We start from the raw sequence: 984 nt of genomic DNA on the forward strand, positions 1-984 counted from the left end.
CGGGAACACATTGATCTGTGGCAGCGCGCTCGAGATCGAGGCGGCGAGCTGTAGGCCCTGTGCGGCAGATCGCTGCTCGTGCGCCTTCGCTCCAGCGTCGAATTGCTGTTGCTCCTCCGCGGTCAGGCTAATTTGGAGCAGCTGGAAATAGTGGGTGTTGCGTTGGACGGCTGCCGCCTGCGCCGCCCCGAGCGACACGATCGTGCTGGCGGCCTCGTCGCGCTGCTTGACCCGCACCTCGCGGATCCGCGCGAGCATCTCGAGCTCCTGACTCGAGCGGATCCGGCTGAGCTGCTCGGCGTCGCGTTTCTCGATCGCCGACAACAAGCTGGCTCCAAGCGCCCGCAGCGAGCCCGCGAACGCGGACGCACGCGCGTGGACGGAGCGAAAGCGATAGGGCGGCAGGCCCGAGTCGAGGTGCCCCAGCACGGACCGTAGATCCAGCCCCGCGGCCGTGGCCTGCACGAGCAGCGCCGGGTTGATCGGCGGCTCGAACAACGGCAGCTGCCGCTCGACGCCCTCGATGTTTTGGCAGTGGCGGATCTTGAACAGCCGATCCGCGATAATATCCCAGTATTTGAGTAGTTCGGGATTCGGCGGATAGCAAAAGTACCAGGAGTTGGAGATGACCGGCACGCGCACCCAAGGCTCGTCCGGACCGGGGACACCACAGCCTTGCTTCTTCAGCGTTTGGGCGGGGAGGTGGATCCAGCTCTCGAGCTGGATCATCGCGTTCGAGAACGGATCCAAGCCGATCGCGTCGAGCTGGGCGAAGGACTTGGCGGCGCCGCCGGACCCAGGGACCGCCTGCGGCCGCGGGCCGAGCAGCTGCGCGACGACGATGTAAAGCACGGTCGCCTCGGTGATCGACTCGATCGTGTCGCGGCGAAACAGGTTGTCCGCCCACGCGATCAGGTTGTCGAAGTACTCGCGCAAGAGCGCACGTTGGTACACGCCCGGCCGCACGCGGGCGACCGCGTGGGG

The 984-nt window shown here is 66.6% G+C and carries 1 pseudogene; it reads right to left on the bottom strand.

Going from position 1 to position 984, the window contains the following annotated elements:
- A pseudogene (locus tag ENSA7_RS44835) lies at nt 1–936 on the bottom strand (insecticidal toxin protein); the annotation flags it as partial.
- Nucleotides 937–984 lie beyond the last annotated feature (48 nt).

The organism is Enhygromyxa salina (assembly GCF_002994635.1).
Lineage (GTDB): Bacteria > Myxococcota_A > Polyangia > Nannocystales > Nannocystaceae > Plesiocystis > Plesiocystis salina_B.